Source organism: Streptomyces sp. NPDC057638 (assembly GCF_042800315.1).
Classification (GTDB): Bacteria; Actinomycetota; Actinomycetes; order Streptomycetales; family Streptomycetaceae; genus Streptomyces.
The window spans coordinates 1-3,788 of sequence record NZ_JBHVHF010000491.1; the positions used below are offsets into that span (position 1 = coordinate 1).

The window sequence follows — 3,788 nt, forward strand, 5'->3', positions numbered from 1 at the left end:
GGTGCCGAAAGGCGTCCGGTCACCGCCCCGCCGTCAGGTCCGGCGGGTGGAGTGGCCCGATACGCCTGCGGCGTCCGGGGGCTGGATGCCGTCCCCACCCCCCGATGGGCCCCGCTACTCCGCGACCGCCTGCCGCAGCCGGGCGAGTGTGCCGTCCAGGTCGGTGCCGCGCGGCCGGTTGTACGGGAGCCGGGCCAGGACCGCCGCCATCCCGCAGGTGTTGGTCAGCGCGGAGAAGACCAGCCCGGCCGCGATGGCGGCCGACAGCAGCTGGAAGGCGGGGTGGATGACCAGCGCCAGCAGCAGACCGAGGAGGACGATGGTTCCGGCGGCCAGCCGTACCTGGCGCTCCATGCTCCAGGTGGCGCGGGGCACATCGCAGACCGCGGGCCGGTCGACCGGGTGGCCCTGCGCCGCCCAGCCCTGGGTGCCGCCGGTGAGGGTGGCGGCCCGGGTGCCCTGGCGCACCAGGCTCCTGGCCGCGTTCTCGGAGCGCGCGCCCGAGGCGCAGACCATCAGCAGCTCACGCCGCCCGGCGGCCTCGCGCAGCTCGGGCAGGGCGCGGCCGAGCTGGTCCAGCGGGATGTTGAGGGCGCCCGGCAGATGGCCGCCCGCGTACTCGCCGGGTGTGCGGACGTCGATGACGGCGTAGTCGGCGAGCCGGGGCCCGACCTCGGCGGGAGTGAGGGCGCGGGGGGTGTCGGTGGGCATGATGTGTCCTTTCCGGGGTGGGGAGGAGGGGTGGGGGGGAGGTCACCAGTGTCGGGGCGCGGAAGGTGGTCAGAGGAGGGCGTCGAGGAGCATGGCGAGGGCCACGGCCGCCAAGATGGCGCCGAACAGCCGCTGGAGCGATGGTCCGGTGATCTTCGAGGCCAGCCGTCTGCCGTCCCAGGCGCCGAGGATCGCGGCGCCCGTGAACGGCGCTATGTGGGCCCAGGCCAGCCCCTCGGTGGCGCCGGTCCGCGCGGTGAGGGCGACCAGCGAGGTCAGGGTGATCACCAGCAGGCTGGTGCCGACGGCTGTCCGCATGGGCAGGCCGACCACCCGCACCAGCGCGGGTACGGCGAGGAAGCCGCCGCCGACACCGAGGAGTCCGGTCACCGCGCCCAGCCCGGCGCCCGTGGCACCCGCGCGCACGCGTCCACCGCCGGTGCCGGAGGCGCCATCGGGCCCCTCGGTGCCGTCCGTACCGTCCTGACCGCTGGTGCGGGCTGTGGGGTTCTCAGGGCCCGTGGCCGACGGCCGCAGCATCGCCGCCGCCGCGAGCAGCGCGATCACCGAGAAGGCGGCCGTCAGCAGATCGGCCGGGAGCCGGGCGGCGAGCAGGCCCGTCAGGACCGCGGGGACGAGCCCCGCCGCCGCGAACAGGGTGCCCGCGCGCCAGCGCACATGGCCGTCCCTGGCGTGCCCGTACAGCGCGGAGGCGCTGGTGGTCGCGACGATGATCAGGCTCGCGGTGGTGGCCTCGGCCGGGGTGAAACCGAGCGGATAGATCAGGGCCGGGACCGCCAGCACACTGCCGCCGCCCCCGAGCGCGCCCAGGGCGAGACCGACGACGGCGCCCGCGGTCAGGGCCAGGATCAGACCGCTCATGCCGGACCACCGGCATCCGTGCCGAGCGCCCCGGCCGTTCTGGTGGGCCGGACGCCCCGCGTGGCGCGGGCGGGAGCGGTCATGGCGGTGTTCCTCACAGGGATGTGATGCGCGGTGGCGCGGGGGCGATGGGGAGTCACGGCACGGCGGGGGCCAGGGTCAGCCCGGCCGCGACCGCGTTGTCGAAGGAGTCGTCGACGGCGACGACCTCCCGCCCGGCCGCGTCCAGCAGCGAGGCGGCGATGGCCGCCCGCATCCCGCCCGCGCAGTGCACCCACACCCGTCCCGGCGGCACCTCGTCGAGCCGCTGGTGCACGGTGTGGACGGGAATGTGGACCGACCCGGCGATATGGCCCGCCGCGCGCTCCGAGTGCCTGCGCACATCGAGCACCACCACATCCCGCCCCGGGCCGAGCGCGCCGAGTTCGGCGAAGGTGGCACGGGGGAAGGCGGCGGGTTCCGCGCCGGGGCGCAGCCACTGGCCGACCTCGCCGGTCGCGGCGGCGGCGGGCCGGTCGAGACCGACCCGGACCAGTTCGCGCTGGGCGGCGGCCAGCTGCCCGGGGCTCTCGGCGAGCAGGGTCACCGGCTTGCCCCAGGGGATCAGCCAGGCCAGATAGGTGGCGAGCTGTCCGTCGGCCTCGAAGTTGAACGAGCCCGCGACATGCCCCGCGGCGAAGGCGACCCTGTTGCGCAGGTCCACGACCCACTCGCCCGCCGTCAGCCGTCGGGCGATCTCCTCGGCGTCGGCGACCGCCGGGGGCGTCAGGTCGACCGGCGCCGGGCCCCGGGCGTTGGCCGGGCCCATGTGGGCGTAGTACGCGGGCACGTCCTCCAGCCCGGCCAGCAACTCCCGTACGAACTCCTCCACGTCCTTGGCCAGGGCGTCGTTCACGCGCTTCTCCCGGCCGATGGTGGTCGCCTCGCCCTGGGCCTGGGCCGAGGAGCAGAAGCTGCCGAAGCCATGGGTGGGCAGGACCGGTGTCTCATCGGGCAGGGCCGTGGCCAGCCGGTGCGCGGAGGCGTGCTGGGCGCGCGCCAGTTCCTCGGTGAGCCGGGGCTCCACCAGGTCGGGCCGTCCGACGGTGCCGATCAGCAGCGATCCCCCGGTGAAGGCCGCCACCGGCCGTCCCGTCTCCTCCAGGACGTAGGCGGTGTGGTGCGGGGTGTGTCCGGGGGTCGCCACGGCGCGCAGCCGCAGCCCGGCCCCGGTGTCGACGTCCACCGTGTCGCCGTCGTGGACGGGGACACGGTCGAACGAGACCCGGGCCCCGGCGGGGACCAGATAGCGCGCGCCGGTCAGCCGGGCCAGCTCCAGACCACCGGTCACATAGTCGTTGTGCACATGGGTCTCCACCACGTGCGTGATGCGCACACCCCGCCGTGCCGCCGCCGACAGCACCTGGTCGACATCGCGCGGCGGGTCGACGGCCACGGCCGTCCCCGCGCCGCCCGCCAGATAGTGGCGGTTGCCGAGGCCCGGTATCTCGATGGTGTCGATGAAGAACACGCGCTTCTCCTTGCTTGCCTTCGTTGGTCTGTGTCCGGCTTCGTCTGTCCGTCGTCGTGGGGCGGTCGTTCCCGTCCGCCGTTCCCGTCGGTCGCTGTCGTGCGCCGCTCGCGTTCGCCGCTCTCGCTCGTCGTGCGTGTCGGTCGTACGTCGTGCGGGCCGGTCGTTCGAGCCCGTCGTTCCCGCACCGTGTGGGGAGTACCCCGGGGGGTATGGGTTCCGACCGTAACAGATATACCGGCGGGGGTATCAAATCGGACATGGGGAGGCGTTCATCACCCGCGTCATATGGACGGTCCGGTCGGGGGAGGGGATACCCTGGGGGGTACCATACGGCTCCCCGGCGGAAGGAACGAGGCGAGATGAACGACGACTCCGAGGCCGCTCAGCAGGTTCTCAACCGGCTGCGGCGTGCGCAGGGACAGCTCGCGGGCGTGATCGCCATGGTCGAGGCCGGGCGGGACTGCCGGGATGTCGTCACCCAGCTGGCGGCGGTGTCGCGCGCCCTGGACCGGGCCGGATTCAAGATCATTTCCAGTCGGATGAGGGAGTGCCTGACCGCGCGCGAGGACGGCGGCACCCCCGAGCTCAATGAGCAGGAGCTGGAGAAGCTCTTCCTCACCCTGGCCTGACCCCTCACCCCACCCACGGCACGCGCCGGGGCCCGTTTCCTGCCGTCCGGACG

4 protein-coding genes are annotated in these 3,788 nt (G+C 74.2%); 1 reads left to right on the forward strand and 3 read right to left on the reverse strand.

Annotation, left to right across the window (positions count from 1 at the left end):
* Positions 1-114 precede the first annotated feature (114 nt).
* From ACFVIM_RS33795 to ACFVIM_RS33805, 3 genes are all read right to left on the reverse strand, one after another.
* Entirely contained in the window at positions 115-711 is a 597-nt protein-coding gene (locus tag ACFVIM_RS33795; protein WP_384309812.1) for a rhodanese-like domain-containing protein, read from the reverse strand.
* A 69-nt stretch (positions 712-780) separates the two neighbouring features.
* Positions 781-1,593, reverse strand: a complete 813-nt coding sequence (locus tag ACFVIM_RS33800) for a sulfite exporter TauE/SafE family protein (RefSeq protein WP_384309815.1) — start codon at positions 1,591-1,593, stop codon at positions 781-783.
* Between the two features lie 136 nt (positions 1,594-1,729).
* Positions 1,730-3,103 carry a rhodanese-like domain-containing protein gene (locus ACFVIM_RS33805; RefSeq protein ID WP_384309818.1) on the reverse strand — a complete coding sequence of 458 codons (1,374 nt, stop codon included), beginning with the start codon at positions 3,101-3,103 and terminating at the stop codon, positions 1,730-1,732.
* Positions 3,104-3,465: 362 nt separating this feature from the next.
* Between ACFVIM_RS33805 and ACFVIM_RS33810 the strand changes: the two genes are divergently transcribed.
* A complete protein-coding gene (locus ACFVIM_RS33810; RefSeq protein ID WP_384309821.1) occupies positions 3,466-3,735 on the forward strand; it encodes a metal-sensitive transcriptional regulator in 270 nt (89 codons plus the stop codon).
* Positions 3,736-3,788 lie beyond the last annotated feature (53 nt).